This is a genomic window from Leclercia sp. LTM14 (assembly GCF_023736175.1).
In the GTDB taxonomy this organism is placed as follows: Bacteria; Pseudomonadota; Gammaproteobacteria; order Enterobacterales; family Enterobacteriaceae; genus Enterobacter; species Enterobacter barmai.
In genome coordinates this window covers 1-456 of the sequence record NZ_JAIKTT010000032.1, presented here as the reverse complement: position 1 = coordinate 456, position 456 = coordinate 1, and the positions used below count along the sequence as shown (strand labels likewise).

The 456-nt window shown below is 53.3% G+C and carries 1 rRNA gene; it reads left to right on the top strand.

Annotation, left to right across the window (positions count from 1 at the left end):
* Positions 1-456, top strand: a 23S ribosomal RNA gene (locus tag K5I40_RS23785); the annotation flags it as partial.

The following is a 456-nucleotide window of genomic DNA, read 5'->3' as shown; positions in this document are numbered from 1 at the left end:
AGGGAAACCGAGTCTTAACTGGGCGTTAAGTTGCAGGGTATAGACCCGAAACCCGGTGATCTAGCCATGGGCAGGTTGAAGGTTGGGTAACACTAACTGGAGGACCGAACCGACTAATGTTGAAAAATTAGCGGATGACTTGTGGCTGGGGGTGAAAGGCCAATCAAACCGGGAGATAGCTGGTTCTCCCCGAAAGCTATTTAGGTAGCGCCTCGTGAATTCATCTCCGGGGGTAGAGCACTGTTTCGGCTAGGGGGCCATCCCGGCTTACCAACCCGATGCAAACTGCGAATACCGGAGAATGTTATCACGGGAGACACACGGCGGGTGCTAACGTCCGTCGTGAAGAGGGAAACAACCCAGACCGCCAGCTAAGGTCCCAAAGTCATGGTTAAGTGGGAAACGATGTGGGAAGGCACAGACAGCCAGGATGTTGGCTTAGAAGCAGCCATCATT